Raw genomic sequence first — 23,450 nt, 5'->3', positions numbered from 1 at the left:
TGATCGCCGCCCCGGTGATGGCACGCGTGCATGGCTAGCGCGGCCGCGCCCGCCGGCGCCCGCCCGGGCAGCCCGCCTGCGCAGCCGGTGCCGCTCTCCGGCGCGCGCCTCGGGCTCGTCGCCTTCGCATTGGCACTCGGCACGTTCATGATGGTGCTCGATACCACCATCGCCAACGTCTCCCTGCCCACCATTGCGGGCAACCTCGGCGTCAGTGCCGACAATTCGACCTGGATCGTCACGGCGTTCGCGGTCGCCAACGGTATTTCCGTGCCGTTGACCGGCTGGCTGATGCGCCGCTTCGGCGTGGTGCGCACCTTCTGCACCTCGCTCGCGCTGTTCACGGTCGCCTCCTTCCTGTGCGGCATCGCGTGGAGCCTGCCGTCGCTCATCATCTTCCGCGTGCTGCAGGGCGCCGTCTCGGGCCCGATGATGCCGGGCAGCCAGGCGCTGCTGATCTCGGTCTTCCCGCCCGAAAAACGCGCCACCGCGCTCGGCATCTGGTCGATGACCACGTTGGTCGCGCCGATCATGGGGCCGATCCTCGGCGGCTACATCTCCGATAATTACCATTGGAGCTGGATCTTCCTGATCAACGTGCCCTTCGGCATCTTCACCATCGCGATCTGCTGGACGAACCTGAAGGATCGGGAGACGCCGACCGCCAAGGTGCCGATCGACACGATCGGCCTTGCGCTGCTGGTGCTATGGGTCGGCTGCCTTCAGGTGATGCTCGATCTCGGCAAGAACGCGGACTGGTTCAACGATCCGACGATCGTGGTGCTGACGGTGATCGCCGGGATCGGCTTCGTCGCGTGGCTGATCTGGGAGCTGACGGACGCGCATCCGATCGTCGATCTGTCGCTGTTCACCAACCGCAATTTCGCGATCGGCAGCCTGGCCTTCTGCCTTGGCTATGCGGTGTTCTTCGCCAACATCCTGCTGCTGCCGCTCTGGCTGCAGACCCAGCTCGGCTACACCGCCACCTGGGCCGGGCTGGTCGCCGCGCCCAGCGGCATCGTCGCGGTGCTGCTCACGCCATTGAGCGCGCGCCTGTCGGGCAAGATCGACGCGCGGATCCTCGCCAGCATCTCGTTCGTCGCGTTCGCGATCAGCTACTGGATGCGCTCGGGCTACACCACTTATGCCGGCTTCTGGGATTTCGTGATGCCGCTGCTGGTGCAGGGCGTCGCCATGTCCACCTTCTTCCTCGCGATGCTGACGATCTCGCTCGATCGCATCCCGCCGGAACGGATACCCTCGGCGACCGGCCTCTCCAACTTTACCCGCATCGTCGCGGGTGCCTTCGCCGCGTCGATGATCACCACCGCGTGGGACCGGCGCGAGGCGCTGCACCAGGGCCGCCTGGCCGAGGCGATCGGCAACGGCGTGCCGTATCAGATGGCCAGCGAGGGACTGATGAACCTCGGCATGAACGCGACTCAGGCGGCCGCTGTGATCACGCGGCAGATGGTCGGCCAGGCGTATCTTCTCGCCTCCACCGATCTCTTCCGCCTCTCCGCTTGGCTCAGTGCCGGGCTGCTGATCATCGTCTGGTTCTGCCGTCGCCCGTCCGCCAACGGCGCAGGCCCCGTCGCCGCCGACTGAGCCTTGCGTCCTCCCCCGCGCCAATTCATAGCGTGTTCCAAGAATAGAACGGGAGAGGGCCATGGATCTTTCGCTCAGCGACGAGCAGGCGATGCTCCGCGACACGCTGACGCGCTATCTGGCGCAGCATTTCGCCTTCGATCCGCACCGCCCACGTGACGGCAAGGCGCTATGGCGCGCACTTGGCCAGGATCTCGGCGTGCTCGGCGCGACGCTCCCGGCGGAGGCCGGCGGCCTTGGCGGCGGCGCGGTGGAGGCGATGGTCGTCGCCGACGCGCTGGGCGAGGCGCTTGCTCCCATCCCCTATATCGACGGCGTGGTGATCGCCGGCAGCTTGCTTCAGGCGGCGGGCGGTGAGCGCGCCGCTGCCCTCCTGCCGCAGATCGCTGATGGCAGCACGCGCGCAGTGCTCGCCGCCGGGGAAGCCGACAGCCGACAGGCGCTCGAAGCCGTGACAACGAAGGCGGAGAAGAGCGGCAACGGCTGGGTGCTGACCGGCGAGAAGATCGTCGTCGCCGGCGCGCCGGACGCCGACTGGCTGCTCGTCACTGCCCGCACCTCGGGCGCCCCGCGCGACGTGCGCGGCGTCTCGCTGTTCCTCGTGCCAACGGACGCGGCCGGCGTGTCGCGCCACGATTATCGCCTGATCGACGGGCTTCCCGCGGCCGACATCACGCTCGCCGGCGTGTCGCTGCCGGCCGACGCGCTGCTGGGCGAAGAGGGCGCCGCGCTCCCGCTGCTGGAACGCGCGCGGGACGCCGGCATTGCCGCGCTCTGCGCCGAGGCAGCCGGCCTTGCCCGCAAGATGCTGGGTGACACGGTCGCCTACACCAAGGAGCGCAAGCAGTTCGGCCAGCCGCTCGCCAGCTTCCAGGCGCTGCAGCACCGCATGGTCGACATGTTCATCGCTGCCGAACAGGCGACCTCGGCGGCCTATCTCGCCGCGCTGAACGTGGATGCGGCGGCTAATGTGCGCGCCCGCGCGATCGCCGCTGCCAAGGCTACCGTCGCCGATGCGATCCGCTTCATCGGCCAGAATGCCGTCCAGCTGCACGGCGCGATGGGGATGACCGACGAGCTCGCCGTCGGCCATTATTTCCGCCGCGCTACGGCAATCGAGCAGCAGTTCGGCGCCGCCGACCACCATCTGAAGCGCTACGCCGCGCTGATGCGCGCCGAGCTGGCGATCTGAGAAGGCCCCCTCCGCACGACGCGGAAGGGACCTCTCGCGTTACAGCACGAAGCGGCTGAGGTCGGTGTTGCGCGCGACGCCGGCGAGGTGCTGCTCGACATAAGCCGCATCCACCGTCACCGAGCTGCCCGCGCGATCCTCGGCGTCGAAGCTCACTTCCTCAAGCAGCTTCTCCATCACGGTCTGCAGCCGGCGGGCGCCGATATTCTCGATCTCGCCATTCACTTCGGCCGCGATCCGCGCGACGGCGCGAATGCCGTCCTCGGTGAAGTCGACGGTGACGCCTTCGGTACCGATCAGCGCCTTGTACTGCGCCGGCAATGACGCCTTCGTGTCGGACAGGATGGCGACGAAATCATCCTCGGTCAGGCCCTTCAGCTCGACGCGGATTGGCAGGCGCCCCTGAAGCTCAGGCAACAGGTCGCTCGGCTTCGCCACATGAAACGCGCCCGACGCGATGAACAGGATATGGTCCGTCTTCATCGGGCCGTACTTCGTCGAAACCGTGGTGCCCTCGATCAGCGGCAGCAGGTCGCGCTGCACGCCCTCGCGGCTCACCGAACCGCCGCGCACGTCGCTCACCGCGATCTTGTCGATCTCGTCGAGGAAGACGATCCCGTTCGCCTCCGCATCGGCCAGCGCGACGCGGCTCACCTCATCCTGGTCGAGCCGCTTGTCGGCCTCTTCCTCGACCAGCTTTTCCCATGCCGCGGGCACCAGCAGCTTGCGCCGCTTGGTCTGCCCGCCGCCCAGCTTGCCGAACATTTCGCCCAGGTTGATCATGCCCATCTGGCCGCCACCGGGCATTTCGAACGGCATCTGCGGCGCGACCTGAAGCTCAAGCTCGATCTCGGTCTGGTCGAGATGCCCGTCGCGGAAGCGCTGGCGGAAGCTTTCGCGCGTTGCCTGGCTTGAATCCTTGCCGACCAGCGCATCGAGCAGCCGGTCCATCGCCGCTTCCTCGGCCTTGTCCTTCACCGCGTTGCGGCGACGTTCCTTTTCCAGCCGCACCGCTTCCTCGACCAGGTCGCGCGCGATCTGCTCCACGTCGCGGCCGACATAGCCGACCTCGGTGAACTTGGTCGCTTCCACCTTCACGAACGGCGCATCGGCCAGCTTCGCCAGGCGGCGGCTGATCTCGGTCTTGCCGCAGCCGGTCGGCCCGATCATCAGGATGTTCTTGGGCGTGACCTCGTCGCGCAGCTCAGGCGCCAGCTTCTGCCGGCGCCAGCGGTTGCGCAGCGCCACCGCCACGGCACGCTTCGCGTCCTTCTGTCCGATGATATGTGCGTCGAGGGCGGCGACGATCGCCTTGGGGGTAAGTGTGTCCTTCATCGCGCCCGCATATCGGGGCCGATCGGCGGGGGATCAAGCGGCGCGCGTGCCTTCACCCCTCCCGCACGATCCCTTTCAGGCGATACAGCTGGTCCAGCGCCTCGCGCGGTGACAGCGCATCGACATCCAGCGCCTCCACCGCCGCACGCAACGGGTCCACCGTCTCCTCCGGCACGGCCGCCGCAGCAGCGGCGAACAGCGGCAGGTCGTCCAGCCCCGCCGCCAGCCCGCCGGTCTTGGCGCGCCCCGCCTCCAGCTTCGCCAGCACCGCCTTCGCCCGCGCCACCGTTGCCGGCGGCATGCCGGCGAGCCGCGCGACGGCAAGACCATAGCTGCGATCCGCCGGCCCATCAGCCAGTTCGTGCAGCAGAACCAGTTCGCCCTTCCACTCGCGCGCCCGCACATGGTGCAGCGACAGCGCGTCGCATCGCTCCGCCAGCCGCGTCAGCTCGTGATAGTGCGTTGCGAACAGGCAGCGGCAGCGATTGTCCTCGTGAATCGCCTCCACCACCGCCCAGGCGATGGCGAGCCCGTCATAGGTCGATGTGCCGCGCCCCACCTCGTCGAGGATGACGAAGCTCTGCGGCGTCGCCTGCGCCAGGATCGCCGCGGTCTCGACCATCTCGACCATGAAGGTCGATCGTCCGCGCGCCAGATTGTCCGACGCCCCGACGCGGCTGAACAGCCGGTCGACCAGCCCCAGCGTCGCACTGGTGGCCGGCACATAGCTTCCCGCCTGCGCCAGCACCGCGATCAGCGCATTCTGCCGCAGGAACGTCGACTTGCCGCCCATGTTCGGGCCGGTGACGAGCCACAGCCGCGAGCTTTCGGACAGCGTGCAATCATTGGCGACGAACCGCTCGCCCGCCTTGGCAACCGCCGCCTCCACCACCGGATGCCGACCGCCGATGATCTCGAAGCATGGATGCTCCACAAGGCTCGGCCGCGCCCAGCCGCCCTCCGCGGCGCGCTCCGCCAGCCCGGCCGCCACGTCCAGCCGCGCCAGCGCATCCGCCGTCGCCGCGATCGGCTCGGCGCGGGCGAGCGCCGCAGCGATCAGGTCCTCGAGATGCGACGCCTCCGCCGCCACCGCATGCGCGCCCGCCTGCGTCACCCGGCTCGCCACCTCGTGCAGCTCGGGCGCGTTGAAGCGCACCGCCCCTGCCATCGTCTGGCGATGCGTGAAGCCGCTGTCGGGCTTCATCAGCGCCTCGGCATTCTTCGCCGGCACCTCGACATGATAGCCAAGCACGTTGTTGTGCCGGATCTTCAGGCCGTTGATCCCGGTCTCGGTGCGATAGCGCGCCTCCAGCGCCGCAATCGCCTTGCGCCCGCCTGATCCTGCATCGCGCAGATCGTCGAGCGCGGCGTCATAGCCCTCCGCGATGAAGCCGCCGTTCGCCGCGTCGATCGGCGGCATCGGCACCAGCGCGCGCTTGAGGAGGTCGATCAGCTCACCATGCCCGCGCAACCGCGGTGTCAGCTGCGCCAGCAGGTCGCCGCCTGCCCCGTCCACCAGCTGCGCCTCGATCGATTGCAGCGTCTCCGCCAGCAACCATGCGCCGTCGAGCCCATCGCGCAGCTGCCCCAGGTCGCGCGGGCTGCCTCGCCCGGCCACCAGCCGCCCGATCGCACGGCCGATATCGGGCAGCGCGCGCAACCGCTCGCGCAGCCGGGCGCGCAGGTCGCCGTCCTCGTGGAACAGCGTGACCAACGCCAGCCGCGCCTCGATCGCAGTCCTGTCCATCAACGGCGCGCCGATATCCGCCGCCAGCAGTCGCGCCCCCGCCCCCGTTACCGTACGGTCCACCGCATCGAGCAAACTGCCCTTACGCGTGCCGCCGGCGGTGCAGGTCAGCTCCAGGCTCTCGCGCGTCGCCGCATCGATCGCCATCGTCTCGGCGCTGCGGCGGATCACCGGCGCACGTAGGAACGGCAGCGTCCCCTTCCCATTATGGTCGAGGTACGCGATCAGCCCGCCCGCCGCGGCGAGCATCGCGCGATCGAACTGGCCGAAGCCGTCGAGTGTCGCCACGCCGTGCAGGCGCTTCAGCCGCTCCTCGCCGCGCGCGCTGTCGAATTCGCCGCGCGGACGCCACACCGTCGCCGGCGCATCGCTCCCCTCGGCCGCCACCACTTCCGCCGCCGCCAGCCGCGCAAGCTCCGCGCCCAATGCCTGCGGCGAACAGGCGATCACCTCGAACCGGCCGGTCGATACGTCCGCCGCCGCGATCCCGACGCCGCCCGCCGCTTCGCCCACCGCGACGCACCAGTTCGCGGCGCGCGCATCCAGCAGCGCTTCCTCGGTCAACGTCCCCGCGGTGACGAAGCGGATGATCGCGCGGTTCACCAGCGCCTTCGATCCGCGTGCCTTGCGCGCCTCTTCCGGACTCTCTGTCTGCTCCGCGATGGCCACGCGGCGCCCGGCCTTGATCAGCCGCTGGAGATACGCCGTCGCCGCATGCACCGGCACGCCGCACATTGGAATCTTCTCGCCCGCATGTTCGCCGCGCGCCGTCAGCGCGATATCAAGCACCCCGCTCGCGATCCGCGCATCCTCGAAGAACAATTCGAAGAAGTCGCCCATGCGATAGAACAGCAGGCAATCGCCCGCTTCTTCCTTCAGCGCCAGATATTGCGCCATCATCGGCGTCGGAGCGGTGGGTTCGGCCATGATTTTCCGGGTGTCGAAACGGATGAGGTGCGGATGCGGGCAGACGGACGTAGCGCTGCCCGGCGGATCGCGCCTGTCTAGCCAGACATGCCGCCGCTGACGAGTGGCGCTTTGGCCGCAAGCATCGGGACGCGCGCTCGTTCGGCCGCTATTAAGGGCAAGCCGAAGGAGCCGCGCCATGACCTTTGCGACCGCCACCATCCCCTCGCCGACCGGCGATCTGACGCTGATCGCCAGCGACATCGGTCTCGCCGCGATCCTGTGGGATGACGATGCAGCGATGCAGGCGCGCTATTCGCCCCGCCGCGCGGATCCGGACCATCCCGTGATCGCCGCCGCCATCCGCCAGCTGGACGAATATTTCGCCGGCACGCGCACCACCTTCGATCTGCCGCTCGATCCGGTCGGCACCGGGTTCCAGCGCGACGTGTGGCGCGCGCTCCTCACCATCCCTTATGGCGAGACGCGCAGCTACGCCGACATCGCCCGCGCGATCGGCCGCCCCAGCGCCAGCCGCGCGGTCGGCGCCGCGAACGGCCGCAATCCGATCCCCATCGTCACGCCGTGCCACCGCGTGATCGGCAGCAACGGCGCGCTCACCGGCTTCGGCGGCGGGCTGCCGAACAAGCAATTGCTGCTCGCGCTCGAACGCGGGGAAACTGCGCTGCTCTGAGCCATCTCTTTCGACTGGCGCCGCTTTGACTCGCGCTTGGCCGCCCGGTCGGCCATCATCGCATCATGTCGGTCCTCGCGAAGGAAGTGATGCCAGCATGATGCGCCCTCTGCCTCACCCAGCACGCCTCTTGAGGTGCGACGCATGAGCGACGACACCGATCAGCCGATCCGCTGCAGCTGGGCGCAAGGCAATCCGCTGATGCGCGCCTATCACGACACCGAATGGGGCGTGCCGCAGCATGATCCGCGCATGCTGTGGGAAATGCTGATGCTCGAAGGCTTCCAGGCGGGCCTCTCGTGGCAGATCGTGCTCAACAAGCGCGAAGGGTTCCGCGCCGCCTTCGCCGGTTTCGATCCAACCGGGGTCGCCCGGTTCGATGCCGCCGATGTCGATCGCCTGATGGCCGATCCCGGCATCGTACGCGCCCGCGCCAAGATCGATGCGACGATCCGCGGCGCGCAGCTTTACGAGGCGATGGGCCCCGCCGCCTTCCACGATTTCTGCTGGGGCTTCACCGATGGCCAGCCGATCCTCGGCAGCGGCACGCAATGGCTCGCCACCACGCCTTTGTCGGAACGGATTTCGAAGGAGCTGAAGGCCCTTGGCTTCAAGTTCGTCGGCCCGACGATCGTCTATGCCTGGATGCAGGCGGTCGGCATCGTCAACGATCACCAGTCCGATTGCTTCCGCCGCTACGGCATGCCCGTAGTTGCATCGTAACGGTCTCTGCCTAAAGGTCCCCCGCGCCATTCCCCCCCGGAGCCCCAATGACCGACGAGACCAAGACCAACGTAGAATTTTCCGAGCGCGAGGCGCTGCTGTTCCATTCGGAAGGCCGCCCCGGCAAGATCGAGATCATCGCCTCCAAGCCGATGGCGACCCAGCGCGATCTCGCCCTGGCCTATTCCCCCGGCGTCGCGGTGCCGGTGAAGGCGATCGCCGACGATCCGGCCACTGCGTACGATTATACTGCGAAGGGCAATCTGGTCGCCGTCATCTCCAACGGCACCGCCATCCTCGGCATGGGCAATCTCGGCGCGCTCGCCTCGAAGCCCGTGATGGAAGGCAAGGCGGTGCTGTTCAAGCGCTTCGCCGACGTCGACTCGATCGATCTCGAGGTGAATACCGAGGACGTCGACGCCTTCATCAACTGCGTCGCGCTGCTCGAGCCGTCGTTCGGCGGCATCAACCTTGAGGACATCAAGGCGCCGGAATGCTTCATCATCGAGCAGACCCTTCGCGAACGCATGAACATCCCAGTGTTCCATGATGACCAGCACGGCACCGCGATCATCACCGCGGCCGGCCTCATCAACGCCTGCCTCGTCACTGGCCGCGCGCTCGGTGACATCAAGGTGGTGGTGAACGGCGCCGGCGCCGCCGCGATCGCCTGTACCGAACTGATCAAGGCGATGGGCGTCCGGCACGAGAACGTGCTGATCTGCGATCGCAAGGGCGTGATCTACCAGGGCCGCGACAATGTGAACCAGTGGCAGTCGGCGCATGCCGTGCCCAGTGAGGCGCGCACGCTGACGGAAGCGCTGGTCGGCGCGGACGTGTTCCTCGGCCTTTCCGCCGCCGGCGCGCTGAAGCCGGAAATGGTGAAGGACATGGCCAAGGCGCCGATCATCTTCGCCATGGCCAATCCGGAGCCCGAGATCCGCCCCGAACTGGCGCGCAGCGTCCGTCCAGATGCCATCATCGCCACCGGCCGCTCGGATTATCCGAACCAGGTCAACAACGTCCTCGGCTTCCCCTTCATCTTCCGCGGCGCGCTCGACGTGCGCGCCTCGGCGATCAACGATCAGATGAAGATCGCCGCGGCGCAGGCGATCGCCGAACTCGCGCGCGAGCGGGTGCCGGAGGAAGTCGCCGCGGCCTATGGCGTGCAGCATGTCTTCGGCCCGGATTACATCATTCCGGCGCCGTTCGACCCGCGCCTGATGGAGATCGTCCCCGCCGCCGTCGCCAAGGCGGCGATGGATTCGGGCGTCGCACGCCGCCCGATCCTCGACATGGAGGGCTATCGCCAGAGCCTGCGCGCGCGGCTCAATCCCACCACCTCGGTGCTCAGCCTCGCGTACGAGGGCGCCCGCGCACACCCGAAGCGCGTGCTATTCGCGGAGGGCGAGGAGGAAGTGGTGCTTCGCGCCGCCATCGCCTTCAAGGAGGGCGGCTATGGCATTCCGGTGCTGGTCGGCCGCGACGACGTGCCCGATCGCCTGCGCGCGCTCGGCATCGCCAATCCCGAGGAATATGAGCTGCACAACAGCCGCATCTCGCCGCTGGTGCCGCAGATGGTCGACTTCCTCTACGCCCGCCTCCAGCGGCGCGGTTACCTGCGCCGCGATTGCGAGCGGATGATCAACCAGGATCGCAACATCTTCGGCGCGGTGCTGCTGCAGCTCGGCCAGGCCGACGCGATGATCACCGGCATCACCCGCCCGTTCGCGCAGTCGATGCGCGAGGTGCGCCGCGTCGTCGATCCGGCGCCCGGCCGCACGCCGTTCGGCATCCACCTGATGGTCGGCCAGAGCCACACCGTGTTCATCGCCGACACGACGGTGAACGAACGGCCCAGCCCCGAACAGCTCGCCGACATCGCCGAGCAGACCGCCGCCGTCGCCCGCCGCATGGGCCACGAGCCGCGCGTCGCGTTCCTCAGCTACTCCACCTTCGGCAATCCCAAGGGCTCGTTCCTCGACAATGTGCGCGAGGCCATCACCGTGCTCGACGGGCGCAAGGTCGGTTTCGAATATGAAGGCGAGATGACGCCGGACGTCGCGCTCAATCCGAAGCAGCTGGCGAACTATCCTTTCGCGCGCCTTTCCGGCCCGGCGAACGTGCTGATCATGCCCGGCCTCCAGTCCGCGCATATCTCCGCGAAGCTGCTGCGCGAGCTTGGCGGCGACAGCGTGATCGGCCCGATGCTGGTCGGCATGGAAAAGCCGGTGCAGATCGCACCGATGACGTCGTCTGCCAGCGATCTGATGACGCTGGCTGTGCTCGCCGCCGGCGGTGTCGCGCGCTAAGCTGAAGTAAAGGCGGGCGCGGGAGCGATCCTGCGCCCGCCCTTATCGTGCGCGCGATCGTTACACCCCACGCAACCATTATCGCCGCCCAGCCATTACCCCCTTCGTCCAGAACAGCGAAGGAGGAAGCGATGCGGAGTGTTGCGTTGGCCGCAATTGGCGCAGCCGTGATGGTAACGGGCTGCACGGGAGACAATTACGGCCCACGTCGTGGTTACGGCGGCAGTTACGCCAATTACGACTATAACCGCCCCGATCCCAGCTACGGCGGCTATGAAGCGGATCGCTATTACCGCGACGACCGGCGTTATCGTGAGCGTCGCTTGTCGCCCAACGAGCGCATCTATGCCGGCCGCGACGGTCGTTACTATTGCCGCCGCGATGACGGCACGACCGGCCTGATCGTCGGCGGCATTGCCGGCGGCGTGCTCGGCACGGCCCTGAAGCCCGGCGGCTCGGGCATCCTCGGCGCGCTCCTTGGCGGCGCAGCCGGTTCGGCGCTCGGCCAGTCGGTCGACCGCAACAGCAACCGCAACGAGGTCGTCTGCCGGTGAGGTCTGCGGGTGCCGGGCAATCCGGCACCCCGGCTTCGCGCGCCATTTAACGCGATCGACTTAAAACCCCCTTCCCTCCGCGCGCGGGACGGGGCATCGTGCTTCGTGTGCGGCAAAGACCGCAAGCGGAGAGACGGATGACGAAGCGGATCGCAGTAATCGGTGCAGGCATGGGCGGGCTGTGCGCCGCCATCAAGGGGCGGGAGGCCGGCCACGCCGTCACCGTCTTCGAACATGCCGATTCGGTCGGCGGCACCTGGCGCGCCAATCGCTACCCCGGCGTTGCCTGCGATGTGCCAGCCATCCTCTACCAGTTCAGCTTCGCGCCCAATCCGAACTGGAGCCACCATTACGCGCGCGGCGCGGAGATCCACGATTACACCAAGGGCTTGGTCCATCAGTTCGGCCTCGCCGAGACGCTGCGCCTCAACGAGGGCGTGACGAAGGCCGTCTGGAACGAAGGCGACGGCACCTGGACGATCGAGACGGAGAAAGGCGCCAGCGAGACGTTCGACGCGATCGTCCCGGCGCTCGGCCAGCTCAGCCGCCCCTGCTTTCCCGACATCCCCGGCGTGCACGATTTCGCCGGCGCGAAATGGCACGCGGCGGAATGGGACGACAGCGTTGACCTGAAGGGCAAGCGCGTCGGCGTGATCGGCTCGGCGGCCAGCGCGGTGCAGCTCATCCCCGAAGTCGCCAAGGAGGCCGGCCACCTCGTCGTCTTCCAGCGCACCCCCAATTGGGTGGTGCCGCGCAACGATCATCACGTCACGCCAGAGGTGAAGGCGCTGATGGCCACCAACCTCGACATGGCGATGAAGCTCGGCGCGCAACAACGCGCGGCGATCTTCGACACGGCCGACAGCTATTTCTGGCAGGCGTTCAAGTGGACGCCCGAAGGCCGCGCCGCCTACACCCGCACCGCACTCGACCATCTCGAGGCGCAGGTGCCCGATCCCGAGCTGCGCGCAAAGCTCACCCCCGATTATCCGATCGGCTGCAAGCGCATCCTCATCACCGACGATTTCTACCCCGCGCTGAGGCGCGACAACGTCACGCTCGAAACCTCCGGGATCGAGGCGATCGAGGCCAATGGCGTGCGCACCAAGGACGGGTTCCACGAACTCGACGTGCTGATCTTCGCCACCGGCTTCGAGACGACGCAATGGGACTGGTCGATGGAGGTCGTCGGCGAGGAGGGCCGCACGCTCAAGGAGACGTGGAAGGACGGACCCGAGGCCTATCTCGGCATCATGGTCGCCGGCTTCCCCAACATGTTCATCCTCTACGGCCCGAACACGAACTTGGGCCACAATTCGATCAGCTTCATGATCGAGCAGCAGGTCGGCTACATGCTGCAGACTCTCGCCGCGCTGGAAGCCGAGCAGGCCAGGGCCGCCGGCGTCACCCCCGACGGCCAGCGCCGCTTCAACGAGCGCATCACGCAGCTATTGTCGAACACCGTCTGGGCCGATCCGCACTGTCGCAGCTGGTACAAGGCCGCCAACGGCCGCGTGTACCAGAACTGGGCCGGAGACTGCGCCAGCTACGCCGAGGAAACCGCCGTGATCGACCGCGAAGCCGTCGCGCTGCGCTGACCGGAAAAGCCCCTCCCCTCCGGGGGAGGGGTCGAAGCGGGGCATGCCAAACAACAGCTCCCCGCTAACCCGCCGTCATCCCGGACTTGATCCGGGATCCCGCTTACTTTTCCCGCCGGCGCGCGCGGCCGCGATGGCTAAGGCGCGGCCCAGCTCACCCGTCGCTGACGCGCTCGATATCCGCCCCCACTGCCGACAGCTTTTCCTCCAGCCGCTCGTAACCGCGGTCCAGGTGATAGACGCGGTTGACCGAGGTCTCGCCCTCTGCGGCCAGACCGGCCAGGATCAGGCTCATCGATGCGCGCAAATCCGTCGCCATCACCGGCGCGCCGACCAGCCTGTCGACGCCGCGCACCACCGCGGTCCGCCCGCTCACCGTGATGTCCGCGCCCATCCGCGCCAGCTCGGGCACGTGCATGTAGCGGTTCTCGAAGATCGTCTCGGTCAGCACGCTCGCGCCATCGGCCTTGCACAGCATCGCCATGAATTGCGCCTGCATGTCGGTGGCAAAGCCCGGAAAGGGGGCGGTGGTCAGTGTCAGCGGCTGGAGCGGCCCCTGCGCCGTCACGCGCACCGCGTTCTTCTTCAGCTCCACCACCACGCCCGCGTCGGCCAGCGCGGAAAGCGTCGCGCCCATGCTCTCGGGGTCGACGTTCACCAGTTCCAGGCTGCCGCCGGTGATCGCTGCCGCGCAGGCATAGCTGCCCGCCTCGATCCGGTCCGGCATCACGGCATAGGTGGCGCCGTGCAGGCGATCGACGCCCTCGATCTCCAGCGTCTCGGTGCCGATCCCCTCGATCTGCGCGCCCATCGCGACGAGGCACCGGCACAGGTCGACGATCTCGGGCTCGCGCGCGGCATTCTCGATCCGTGAGCTGCCCTTCGCGGTCACCGCCGCCATCACGACATTCTCGGTCGCGCCGACCGAGACGACCGGGAAGCGATAGCGCCCGCCCGAAAGGCGCCCGACGCCGTTCACCTTGGGTGCCCGCGCGGTGACATAGCCAGCGCTCATCTCCAGCTCGGCACCGATCGCCTCCAGCGCCTTCAGGTGAAGGTCGATCGGGCGATTGCCGATCGCGCAGCCGCCGGGCAGCGACACGCGCGCCTCGCCGGCCCGCGCCAGGATGGGCCCGAGCACCAGGATCGATGCGCGCATCTTGCGCACGATGTCATACGGCGCCTCGGTCGAGGTCAGCTGCCCCGCCCGGATCGTCATCACGCGGCCGAATTCGTCCGGCCGGGTGCCCTCGATCGCGGTCGACGCGCCCAGCTGGTTCAGCAGATGGCCGAACCCGTCAACATCGGCCAGCCGCGGCAGGTTGCGCAGCGTCAGCGGCTCGTCGGTCAGCAGCGCACACGGCATCAGGGTGAGCGCTGCATTCTTCGCGCCCGAAATCGGCAGCTTGCCCGACAGACGGTTGCCACCACGGATGAGGATACGGTCCATCGTGTGCCTCTAGCCGTGCGCTTCGCCCGCGCCAAGCGACGGCAGCGTAACGATGTTGATCGACTTTAATGCAGCCGCGCGCAATCGGTGACTAGCGTCCGCGCCTCAACCGGGGGGCCACCAACGCGTGCCAAGTAGCTGTTTCGCCGACCGTCTCGGCGAGTATATGTCTTTGTCAGAAGCGGAGCGGACGGCCCTTCAGGGGCTGGAGGATCGTGAGCGCGTGCTGCGGCGGGGCGCCACGCTGATCCGAGAGAATGACGTCTCGACCGATCTGTTCATCGTCAAGCAGGGCATGATGATGAGCTGCGTCATCCTGGATGACGGCAGCCGGCAGATCCTGCGCTTCCTGTTCCCCGGAGACATGATCGCGCTGTCGGCGCTGGCCTATGCCCGTGCGCCGGAAACGGTTACGGCGCTGGCCGAAAGCATCGTCTGCCCGTTCGAGCGGCCGGTGATGGCGCGGCTGGCGGCGCAGCAGCCGCGCTTGTTCGCGGCGATCGTCGCGATCAACCAGATGGAGCGGGTGGCGCTGACGGATCGCCTCGCCGGGCTCGGCCGCACCTCCGCCAAGGCGCGGGTCGCCTCGGTGCTGCTCGACGTGCGCAATCGCCTGCGCCGGATCGATCCGACGCTGGGCGACAGTTTCCCGCTCGGGCTGACCCAGGAGGAGATCGGTGACGCCACCGGGCTCACCGCCGTCCACGTCAACCGCATGCTGCGCCAGCTGGAGGATGAACAGCTGATCGCGCGCGGCTCCGGCCGGGTCACCTTCCTCGATGAGCGGCGGCTCGCGCGGGCGGCCAATTACGTCGATCGACGCGGCAACATCGATCTCACGTGGCTGCCGCCGCGCGCGCCTAGCGGTGCCCCGACGCGGAGCTAGCGCAGCCGCTCGACGAACTTGATGACATATTCGTAGGCGGCGCGATCCTCGGCCGCCAGCCGGGCATTCAGCGCCACGCCGTCACCCGTCACGGCGCGCGATTTCCACAGCGCAACCTGGTACGCCTTGCGCTCCGCGGCGCAGGATTGATCGGTCTGCAGCGCGATCGTCGCCGGCGTGCCGCTGCTCGCCAGCGCGACCTGCGCGTAATCCTCAAGGCAGGTGTACCAGGCCGCCCGCTCCGCTGCCGCCGGCACCTCCGCTTCTGGGCCGGCGAGCAGCAACATCGGCAACAGCAGCATCGCCGGCGCGGCGGTCAGGCGCTTACGCCTTTTCCAGCGTGCATTGCAGCGGGTGCTGGTTGGCGCGGGCGAAATCCATCACCTGCCCCACCTTGGTCTCCGCCACTTCGTAACTGAACACGCCGCACACCCCGACGCCCTTCTGGTGGACGTGAAGCATCACGCGCGTCGCTTCCTCGGCATTCATGCGGAAGAAGCGCTGCAGGCAAAGGACGACGAATTCCATCGGCGTGTAATCGTCGTTGAGCATCAACACGCGATAGGGGGTCGGCTGCTTGGTCTTCGCACGGGTGCGAGTCGCCACGCCGATACCGGTGCCCTCACCGCCATCTTCACGTCGTTCGGCCATGCTGATCGGGTAGGTCATTGTCACGCGCCAAAATATGGCAAGCTCACCGGCAAGGGCAAGGCCGCGGTTTGCGCTCGGGCCAAGAAAAAAGGGCGGCCGCCGTGCAGCAACCGCCCTTTCATCGCCTGTAATCAGGTGCGCGCGGTTACGCGGCGACCTTCATCTTCTCGGTCGCCAGCGCGACGCGGTTCGAGATCGGCTGCGCGATCTCACCCGCCAACTTCAGCGCCGCTTCGGTCGAGCGCGAGGTTTCCGCGACGAACGCATCGAAGGACGCGCGCGCGAAGTCGCTCTGCAGCTTGAACAGATCGGTCGGCGAGGTGACGCTCGCCATCGAGCGGAACGCGGCAGTCGCCTGCTCGTACGAGCTCTTGGCATAGGCAGCGGCATTCTGGCCCATCTGCTCGAAGCCCTTGGCGGCGATCTTCGAGGATTCCACCACCGCTTCGATATTGCCCTTGTTGAACGCGCCGATCTCCTGGATCGTCTCCACGCCCTTTTCCATCTGTGCCTTGGCACGCTCGTTCACCTCGGCGAACGCGGCCTTGGTCTTCTCCGTCATTGCTTCGATCGTCTCGACCATCTTGAATTCCTTCGCGCTGCGGGTCGCCGGCTCTGCGGCGTCATCATTGTCGACGGCCGCCGGCGATATGATCTCGTCCGTGTCCGTCCCGATCGGCTTCTTGAAGGCCGACTTCCTCGCCGGCGCCTTCAGCACCGGGGGCACAGGGCTGGGGCCGTTATCGGCCACCGCGGGTACGATTTCGTCGAGGCTGGTCGGCGTCGCAGAAGTGTCGGACATGCACACGGCTCCTTATGCTGCAACGCACAATAAGCCTTTTCGGGCAATGTTTCAATGTTATTTGTGCGGCGCAGCAAAGTATCGCGCGTTACTTCGCCGCTCACCGAGCGCGCACGTAACTTCCCGGCGCGTCCTCGATCGCAGCCAGCCGGCCGCCCCCCGGCACCCGCGCGCCCGTCGCCGGCACCGTTTCTCCGCCATGGCCGCGCAGCCATTTTAGCCAGTGCGGCCACCAGCTGCCCTTGGTCTCGGTTGCGCCCGCGACGAACTCGTCCAGCGACTGCACCGGCGCGCCATTGGTCCAGTACTGATATTTCTGCGCCGCCGGCGGGTTCACGACGCCGGCGATATGGCCCGATCCGGCGAGGAGGAAGGTGACCGGCCCGCGGAAATGCCGGGTGATCTCGAACACGCTTTCCGCCGGCGCGATATGATCCTCGCGCCCCGCCTGCACGAACGACGGCGTCTCCACCCGCGTCAGGTCCAGCGGCACGCCCTGCACGGCGATCGCACCGGGCGAGACGAGCAGATTGTCGCGATACAGGTCGCGCAGATACGCCATGTGCCATTTCACCGGCAGGTTGGTCGTGTCGCCATTCCAGTGCAGCAGGTCGAACGGCGCGTAATCGTTGCCGAGCAGGTAATTGTTGGTGACGTAGTTCCAGATGAGGTCGCGCCCGCGCAGCAGGTTGAACGTCGCCGCCATGTAGCGCCCGTCGAGGAACCCCTCGGGCGCCAGCGTCTCGACCAGCTTCATCTGATCGTCGTCGATGAAGTTCCTGAGGTCCCCGGCGCGTGCGAAATCGACCTGTGCGGTGAAGAAGGTCGCGCTCTTCACCTTGTCCGCCTCGCCCCTTGCGGCGAGCAGCGCCAGCGTCGCGGCCAGCGTCGTCCCCGCCACGCAATAGCCGATGGCGTGGACGGACGGCACGTCGAGCAGCTCGCGGATCACGTCCACCGCCTCCACCTGCGCGCCGACATAATCGTCCCATGTGACGTGGGCCAGCGACGCATCGGCCGATTTCCACGAGACCATGAACACGCTGATCCCCTGGTCCAGGCACCAGCGGATGAAGCTCTTCTCGGGCGTCAGGTCCAGGATGTAGAAACGGTTGATCCACGGCGGAAAGATGACGAGCGGGGTCGCCAGCACGTCCGGCGTGGTCGGCGTGTACTGGATCAGCTCGTACAGCGGCGTGCGGTGGATCACCTTGCCCGGCGTGGTCGCCAGGTTGCGGCCCACCTCGAATGCGTCGCCCGGCGTGTGGGTCAGCTGCCCGCGCGCCAGGTCCGCCAGCATGTGCTGCATGCCCTTCAGCAGGTTCTCGCCCCTGGTCTCGATCGTCTTGGCGATCACCTCGGGGTTGGTCAGCGCGAAGTTGCTCGGGCTCATCGCGTCGATGAAGCCGCGCGCCGCGAAGCGCAGCTGCGCCCGGCGCGCCTCGTCCACATCCTCGATCGCGTCGATCCCGCGCAGCATATGGTCTGCGATCATGAAATAGGATTGCCGGATCCAGTCGAACACCGGGTTCGCGCGCCACGCCTCGCCTCGGAAGCGCTTGTCCGCCGCCTGCGCCGCCGGCTCCTCGGGCCGGGGCGCGGCCGGATCGAGGAAGCGCTGCCACAGCGACAGGCTGTCGGCCCAGAAATCCTGCACCTGCTGCGCGAAGGGATTGGCCGCGGGCGTGGCGGGCGCCGCCTTCGCCATCGCCAGCCCCTGCTCCAGCATCATCTGCTGCGCACGGCCCATCACCCAAGTCCAGTGCTGGAGGTCCGCGAGGCTCGGCATCGCGCCCCCGCCGGCGCCCGCGCCCAGCGTCTCCGCCCATCCGGGCATGTCACGACGCTCTGGCTTCTCTGAACTCGGCGTCGCTGGCTCGTCGGTCATCGATCCCTCTCGCCGCACAGCATAGCGTGGCTATGGGCGAGCGATAGCCTCCCTGCTTTCGCTCCGGCACGGCAAGGTCTATGCCGCATGTCCCAGCAAGAGGGATTCCCATGTCCGAAGAATTCTACCGCATGAAGCGCCTGCCGCCCTACGTCATCGCCGAAGTCAACGCGATGCGGGCCGCGGCGCGCGCGGGCGGCGAGGACATCATCGATCTGGGCATGGGCAATCCCGATCTGCCGCCGCCGGCGCATGTCATCGACAAGCTGGTCGAAGTGGCGAAGAAGCCCGATGCGCACGGCTATTCCGCGTCGAAGGGCATTCCGGGCCTGCGCCGTGCCCAGGCCAATTATTACGGCCGCCGCTTCGGCGTCGATGTCGATCCCGAAACCGAGGTGGTCGTCACCATGGGCTCCAAGGAAGGGCTCGCCAGCCTCGCCACCGCGATCACCGCGCCGGGCGACGTGGTGCTCGCGCCCAACCCCAGCTACCCGATCCACACCTTCGGTTTCATCATCGCCGGCGCCACGATCCGCGCCGTGCCGACGACGCCGGACGAGCATTATTTCGACAGCCTCGAACGCGCGATGAACTTCACCGTGCCGCGCCCCAGCATCCTCGTCGTCAATTACCCGTCGAACCCGACGGCGGAGGCGGTGGATCTCGCCTTCTACGAGCGGCTCGTCGCCTGGGCGCGCGAGAACCAGGTGTGGATCATCTCCGACCTCGCTTATTCCGAGCTCTATTACGACGGCAACCCGACGCCCTCGATCATGCAGGTGAAGGGCGCGAAGGACGTCGCCATCGAGTTCACCTCCTTGTCGAAGACCTATTCGATGGCCGGCTGGCGCATCGGCTTCGCGGTCGGCAACAAGACGCTGATCGCTGCCATGACACGGGTGAAGTCGTATCTCGATTACGGCGCCTTCACGCCGATCCAGGCCGCTGCCTGCGCCGCGCTTAACGGCCCGCAGGATATCGTCGAGCAGAACCGCAAGCTCTATCACAAGCGCCGTGACGTGATGGTGGAAAGCTTCGCCCGCGCCGGGTGGGACATTCCCTCCCCGCGCGCCTCGATGTTCGCCTGGGCGCCGCTGCCGCCCGCGCTCGCGCATCTCGGCAGCCTCGAATTTTCGAAGCAACTGCTCACCCATGCCAAGGTCGCGGTCGCGCCCGGCGTCGGCTACGGCGAGAATGGCGAGGGCTTCGTGCGCATCGCGATGGTCGAGAACGAGCAGCGGCTGCGCCAGGCGGCGCGCAACGTGAAGCGCTACCTCGCCAGCATGGGCGTCAACACCCCGGCACGGAACGCCGTTTGAGCCACCCCGACGCGGCGCAATCCCGTCCGCCCGGCCCTGGTCCGGGTTCGACGCTCCTTCGCCCGATCGTAGCCATCAGGCGGCGGGCGGATGGACGCGTATAATCCGCTCTATTCGCTGGCCGGCGTCCTCGTCGGCCTGCTGGTCGGGCTGACGGGCGTCGGCGGCGGCTCCTTGATGACGCCGCTACTGGTGCTGGCGTTCGGTTTCCACCCGGCGACCGCGGTCGGCACCGATCTTCTCTACGCCTCGGCGACCAAGACGGTCGGCGGCGCGGTGCATGGCCTTCGCGGCACGGTGGACTGGGCGATCGTCCGCCGGCTCGCCATCGGCAGCCTCCCTGCCGCCGCGGTGACGCTGCTGGTGCTGAGCCGCGCCGGCACGCATGATTCCGATACCGGCGCGGCCATCACCGTCGTGCTCGGCATCGCCCTGGTCCTGACTGCGCTTGCCACCTTCTTCCGCGCCCGCATCGTCGCGCGCGTCGCGCCCGCCTTCCGCGGCATGAGCGGGCGGCGCCTCGTTGGTCTCACCATCCTGCTCGGCGCGATCCTCGGCGTGCTCGTCTCGCTCACCTCGGTCGGCGCCGGCGCACTCGGCATGACGGCGCTGCTGATCCTTTATCCCAAGGCGCCAGTGAACCGGCTGGTCGGGTCGGACATCGCCCATGCCGTGCCGCTCACCCTCATCGCCGGCATGGGCCATTGGTGGCTCGGCTCGGTCGATCCCATGCTGCTCGTCTCGCTGCTCGCCGGCTCCATCCCCGGCATCATCCTCGGCAGCATCATCGCCTCGCGCGTCACCGATCGGGTGCTCACCCCCATCCTCGCCACCACCCTCGCGATCGTCGGCCTGAAACTGATCTTCTGACGTCGCTCACGCGGCAGCAAGCTTGTCCCGCCGGGCGCCAGGCGCGATAGCGCGCGCCCACATCATTCAATCGATACGCAGGACCATCAAATGCCCCGCCCCGGCTTCGCCTTCTCCACCGCCTTCAAGGTGCGCTACGCGGAAATCGACGGCCAGCGCGTCGTCTTCAACTCGCGCTACCTCGAATATGCCGATGTCGCGGTCACCGAATACTGGGACTGGACCGGGATCGCCGACGCGCTGGGGGACACATGGCGCGAAATGGAATTCCACGTCCGCCGCGCCAACGTCGATTATCTGAAGCCGCTGATGTACGGCGATACGGTCGATGCCTCGGTGCGGATCGATCGCATCGGCACGTCCAGCATCACCAAGCGCTTCGAACTCGCCAACCAGCATGGTGAGCTCTGCAACGTGATCGAGCTCGTCAGCGTCAACGTCCATCTGCCCACCGGCCGCCCGGTGCCGATCGAGGGCGAGGTGCGCCAGTTCCTCGACGCGCTGATGGTGGCGCAGCCCGATCGCGTGGCGTAAGCTCGCCCCATGCTCGAAATGCGCCCCGATTGCGAACGCTGCGGCACTGATCTTCCGCCCGATGAGGGCGGTGCCTTCATCTGCTCGTTCGAATGCACCTTCTGCGCGGAATGCGCCGACGATCTCGACGAACGCTGCCCGAACTGCGGCGGCGAACTGGTCGATCGCCCAGCCCGCGTCGGCGCCGCGCTGAAGAAGCACCCCGCCTCCACCCAGCGCCACTTCAAGGGCTGAGCGTCGCCGTTCGCCCCGAACATGGTCTAAGGAGGGATCGGGGCCACCTTCGGACCGAAGGCTTGCGCCCGCCCCCCTGTCCTACGTCCCCCGATCGTGATCTAATCGCCCAGATGGCCACCGCCCTTCTTCCTGCCGCCCGGCTGCGCGCATCGCATCCGCAGACATCCGCGAATGTTGAGGGCGTTGGAAAAAAACGCGCCATCGCCTCAACTTCCTCAACATTCGTTTTTTGCAATCGTCGATGACGGCGCGGATTCTCATCGTCGCGGGCTCCGATTCCGGCGGCGGCGCCGGCATCCAGGCGGACATCCGCACCGTCACCATGCTGGGCAGCCATGCGATGACGGCGATCACCGCGATCACCGCGCAGAACACGCTTGGCGTTCAGGGCGTCCACCCGATCCCGGCCGCGATGGTCGCACAGCAGATGCGCGCCTGTATCGATGACATTGGCGTCGATGCGGTGAAGATCGGCATGATCGGCTCGGCGGAAACCGCCCATGCCGTGGCCGATGTGCTCGAGCAGCTGGCCGGCGTGCCGATCGTCTTCGATCCGGTGATGATCGCCACCTCGGGCTCGGTGCTGGCCGACGAAGCCACGATCGCCGCGTTCGACCGCCTGATGCGGCTTGCGACGGTGATTACGCCGAACGCACCCGAACTGGCGGCGCTCACTGGCCTGGCGGTCTCGTCGGAAGGTGATGCGCTGGTCGCGGGTCGGGAACTTGCCGCGACGAGCGGCGCGGCGGTGCTGGCGAAAGGTGGCCACCTCGCGCCGGATGTTACCGGTCAGGTGCTGCTGCCGGCCGGCGAACCGCAGGATCTGGTGGCTGACAATCTGATCCTGCCGGATGGTTTCGACATGGTCTGGACGGGCAGGCGCATCGAAACACGCCACACCCATGGCACCGGCTGCACGCTGGCAAGCGCCATCGCCGAGGGGCTCGCCCGCGGTCTCCCGCTGCCGCACGCGATCGCCCGCGCCCGCACCTTCGTCCGGATCGCGCTTCATGAAGCGCCGGGCGTCGGCACCGGCCACGGCCCGATGGGCCACCACAAGGTCCGCCTCGATTGTGATCTCGGCGGCGCCACGCCCAACCAGGTGACGCTCCCCGCGACCGACCACGCCGCCAGCCTCGCCTTCTACGCGGCGCTCGGGCTCACCCCGATCGTCGACAGCGCCGGGCGCTACGCCCGCTTCGAGAGCGCCGGCGGCACCACGCTCTCGATCGAGGCGACGGGGGAGATCGACGGCAAGCCGCTCGTCTTCCTCGAGGTCGCCGATCTCGACGCCGCCGTCGCTGCGGCGCGCAACGCCGGCATCACGGTTGCGGATCCGGTCGACCAGTCATGGGGCTGGCGCGAGGCGCGCCTCACCGATCCCGCCGGCAACGCGCTTTGTCTCTACACCGCTGGCGAGAACCGCCGCTTCCCGCCATGGCGGCTGGCATCATGCCCGGATTGAAGCACGAACGCCTGTATCTCGCCCCCGTCGTCGGCGTCGACGAGGCCGGCCGCGGTCCGCTCGCCGGCCCGGTCGTCGCCGCGGCGGTAATTCTCCCCGACAAGGGCGTGCCGCGCGGGATCGACGATTCGAAGAAGCTCCCCGCCACCGAACGCGCGCGGCTGTGCGGCCGGCTGAAGGATTGCGCCGTGGTCGGCATCGGGATCGTCGAGGCGGACGAGATCGATTCGCTCAACATCTACTGGGCGACGATGAAGGCGATGACGCTCGCGGTGGATCAGGTCGCCGCCACGCTCGGCTGCGCGCCGGGCCATGTGCTGGTCGACGGCAATCGCCTGCCGCGCTGGGGCTATGCCGCGACGCCGATCGTCGGCGGGGATGCGCTCAGCCGCTCGATCGCCGCCGCCTCGATCGTCGCCAAGCACACCCGCGACACGATCATGCTCGCCCATCACGAATCATATCCGCATTACGATTGGGCCTCGAACAAGGGCTATGGATGCCCCGCCCATCGCCGCGCTTTGGCCGAACACGGGCCCTCGCCGCTGCATCGGCGCAGTTTCGCACCGGTCGCGCAAACTGTTCTGCCACTGTGAGTCTTTCGCGCCACACCCCATAGTTTGAGTCAACCGACGGCGCCGGACTCTACATCTGGGGCGGTCCACCAAATGTTCCGCGT

Annotated in this window: 21 protein-coding genes; 14 read left to right on the top strand and 7 right to left on the bottom strand. The window is 67.7% G+C overall.

Going from position 1 to position 23,450, the window contains the following annotated elements; genetic code table 11:
- Window positions 1-30 precede the first annotated feature (30 nt).
- The gene (locus ACH0CP_RS05885) at window positions 31-1,608 is read left to right on the top strand and encodes a DHA2 family efflux MFS transporter permease subunit (protein WP_294444783.1); all 1,578 of its coding nucleotides are present in this window, start codon (window positions 31-33) and stop codon (window positions 1,606-1,608) included.
- A 61-nt stretch (window positions 1,609-1,669) separates the two neighbouring features.
- The gene (locus tag ACH0CP_RS05880) at window positions 1,670-2,800 is read left to right on the top strand and encodes an acyl-CoA dehydrogenase family protein (RefSeq protein WP_294444784.1); all 1,131 of its coding nucleotides are present in this window, start codon (window positions 1,670-1,672) and stop codon (window positions 2,798-2,800) included.
- A 39-nt stretch (window positions 2,801-2,839) separates the two neighbouring features.
- On the opposite strand, the gene hslU is transcribed toward ACH0CP_RS05880, so the two are convergent.
- Window positions 2,840-4,135, bottom strand: coding sequence for an ATP-dependent protease ATPase subunit HslU (hslU, locus tag ACH0CP_RS05875; protein ID WP_088333870.1), 1,296 nt, complete (start codon window positions 4,133-4,135; stop codon window positions 2,840-2,842).
- A 52-nt stretch (window positions 4,136-4,187) separates the two neighbouring features.
- Entirely contained in the window at window positions 4,188-6,782 is a 2,595-nt protein-coding gene (gene mutS, locus ACH0CP_RS05870) for a DNA mismatch repair protein MutS (RefSeq protein ID WP_406875884.1), read from the bottom strand.
- Between the two features lie 205 nt (window positions 6,783-6,987).
- On the opposite strand from mutS, the gene ACH0CP_RS05865 reads away from it, so the two are divergent.
- The 5 genes from ACH0CP_RS05865 (at window position 6,988) to ACH0CP_RS05845 (ending at window position 12,669) form a co-directional block, all read left to right on the top strand.
- Entirely contained in the window at window positions 6,988-7,482 is a 495-nt protein-coding gene (locus tag ACH0CP_RS05865; RefSeq protein WP_294441853.1) for a methylated-DNA--[protein]-cysteine S-methyltransferase, read from the top strand.
- 144 nt (window positions 7,483-7,626) lie between these two features.
- Window positions 7,627-8,205 carry a DNA-3-methyladenine glycosylase I gene (locus ACH0CP_RS05860; protein ID WP_294441854.1) on the top strand — a complete coding sequence of 193 codons (579 nt, stop codon included), beginning with the start codon at window positions 7,627-7,629 and terminating at the stop codon, window positions 8,203-8,205.
- 47 nt (window positions 8,206-8,252) lie between these two features.
- On the top strand, window positions 8,253-10,517 hold the full coding sequence (locus tag ACH0CP_RS05855) for an NADP-dependent malic enzyme (RefSeq protein WP_294441855.1): 2,265 nt from the start codon (window positions 8,253-8,255) through the stop codon (window positions 10,515-10,517).
- 131 nt (window positions 10,518-10,648) lie between these two features.
- Window positions 10,649-11,071 (top strand): glycine zipper 2TM domain-containing protein, encoded by a 423-nt coding sequence (locus ACH0CP_RS05850; protein WP_294441856.1) that lies wholly within the window; start codon window positions 10,649-10,651, stop codon window positions 11,069-11,071.
- A 137-nt stretch (window positions 11,072-11,208) separates the two neighbouring features.
- Window positions 11,209-12,669 carry a flavin-containing monooxygenase gene (locus ACH0CP_RS05845; RefSeq protein ID WP_406875821.1) on the top strand — a complete coding sequence of 487 codons (1,461 nt, stop codon included), beginning with the start codon at window positions 11,209-11,211 and terminating at the stop codon, window positions 12,667-12,669.
- Between the two features lie 154 nt (window positions 12,670-12,823).
- On the opposite strand, the gene murA is transcribed toward ACH0CP_RS05845, so the two are convergent.
- Complete coding sequence (gene murA / locus ACH0CP_RS05840) at window positions 12,824-14,119, bottom strand: UDP-N-acetylglucosamine 1-carboxyvinyltransferase (RefSeq protein WP_406888336.1); 1,296 nt, start codon at window positions 14,117-14,119, stop codon at window positions 12,824-12,826.
- 166 nt (window positions 14,120-14,285) lie between these two features.
- On the opposite strand from murA, the gene ACH0CP_RS05835 reads away from it, so the two are divergent.
- Entirely contained in the window at window positions 14,286-15,005 is a 720-nt protein-coding gene (locus ACH0CP_RS05835) for a Crp/Fnr family transcriptional regulator (RefSeq protein WP_294441859.1), read from the top strand.
- On the opposite strand, the gene ACH0CP_RS05830 is transcribed toward ACH0CP_RS05835, so the two are convergent.
- The 4 genes from ACH0CP_RS05830 to ACH0CP_RS05815 all read right to left on the bottom strand — a co-directional run bounded on the left by ACH0CP_RS05830 (window position 15,002) and on the right by ACH0CP_RS05815 (window position 18,295).
- Window positions 15,002-15,307 carry a hypothetical protein gene (locus ACH0CP_RS05830; protein WP_406888338.1) on the bottom strand — a complete coding sequence of 102 codons (306 nt, stop codon included), beginning with the start codon at window positions 15,305-15,307 and terminating at the stop codon, window positions 15,002-15,004. The genes ACH0CP_RS05835 and ACH0CP_RS05830 overlap by 4 nt on opposite strands.
- A 22-nt stretch (window positions 15,308-15,329) precedes the next feature.
- Window positions 15,330-15,656 (bottom strand): ATP-dependent Clp protease adapter ClpS, encoded by a 327-nt coding sequence (clpS, locus tag ACH0CP_RS05825; RefSeq protein ID WP_294441930.1) that lies wholly within the window; start codon window positions 15,654-15,656, stop codon window positions 15,330-15,332.
- A gap of 145 nt (window positions 15,657-15,801) precedes the next feature.
- Window positions 15,802-16,458 (bottom strand): phasin family protein, encoded by a 657-nt coding sequence (locus tag ACH0CP_RS05820; RefSeq protein WP_294441861.1) that lies wholly within the window; start codon window positions 16,456-16,458, stop codon window positions 15,802-15,804.
- Between the two features lie 100 nt (window positions 16,459-16,558).
- Window positions 16,559-18,295 carry a PHA/PHB synthase family protein gene (locus ACH0CP_RS05815; protein ID WP_406888402.1) on the bottom strand — a complete coding sequence of 579 codons (1,737 nt, stop codon included), beginning with the start codon at window positions 18,293-18,295 and terminating at the stop codon, window positions 16,559-16,561.
- 161 nt (window positions 18,296-18,456) lie between these two features.
- On the opposite strand from ACH0CP_RS05815, the gene ACH0CP_RS05810 reads away from it, so the two are divergent.
- The 6 genes from ACH0CP_RS05810 (at window position 18,457) to ACH0CP_RS05785 (ending at window position 23,367) form a co-directional block, all read left to right on the top strand.
- The gene (locus ACH0CP_RS05810; RefSeq protein ID WP_294441862.1) at window positions 18,457-19,665 is read left to right on the top strand and encodes an LL-diaminopimelate aminotransferase; all 1,209 of its coding nucleotides are present in this window, start codon (window positions 18,457-18,459) and stop codon (window positions 19,663-19,665) included.
- Window positions 19,666-19,755: 90 nt separating this feature from the next.
- Entirely contained in the window at window positions 19,756-20,535 is a 780-nt protein-coding gene (locus tag ACH0CP_RS05805) for a sulfite exporter TauE/SafE family protein (RefSeq protein ID WP_294441863.1), read from the top strand.
- Between the two features lie 90 nt (window positions 20,536-20,625).
- The gene (locus tag ACH0CP_RS05800) at window positions 20,626-21,069 is read left to right on the top strand and encodes a thioesterase family protein (RefSeq protein ID WP_294441864.1); all 444 of its coding nucleotides are present in this window, start codon (window positions 20,626-20,628) and stop codon (window positions 21,067-21,069) included.
- Between the two features lie 9 nt (window positions 21,070-21,078).
- Window positions 21,079-21,303: a DUF1272 domain-containing protein gene (locus tag ACH0CP_RS05795; RefSeq protein ID WP_294441865.1), complete on the top strand. Its 225-nt coding sequence runs from the start codon at window positions 21,079-21,081 to the stop codon at window positions 21,301-21,303.
- A 244-nt stretch (window positions 21,304-21,547) separates the two neighbouring features.
- Window positions 21,548-22,771, top strand: coding sequence for a bifunctional hydroxymethylpyrimidine kinase/phosphomethylpyrimidine kinase (gene thiD / locus ACH0CP_RS05790; protein ID WP_294441866.1), 1,224 nt, complete (start codon window positions 21,548-21,550; stop codon window positions 22,769-22,771).
- A complete protein-coding gene (locus ACH0CP_RS05785; RefSeq protein ID WP_294441867.1) occupies window positions 22,759-23,367 on the top strand; it encodes a ribonuclease HII in 609 nt (202 codons plus the stop codon). Before thiD ends, ACH0CP_RS05785 begins: the two co-directional genes overlap by 13 nt.
- Window positions 23,368-23,450 lie beyond the last annotated feature (83 nt).

It is taken from the genome of Sphingomonas sp. 179-I 2A4 NHS, from assembly GCF_045369135.1.
In the GTDB taxonomy this organism is placed as follows: Bacteria; Pseudomonadota; Alphaproteobacteria; order Sphingomonadales; family Sphingomonadaceae; genus Sphingomonas.
Note: the sequence above shows the minus strand (reverse complement) of the source record. Positions and strands in the feature narration are given on the sequence as shown.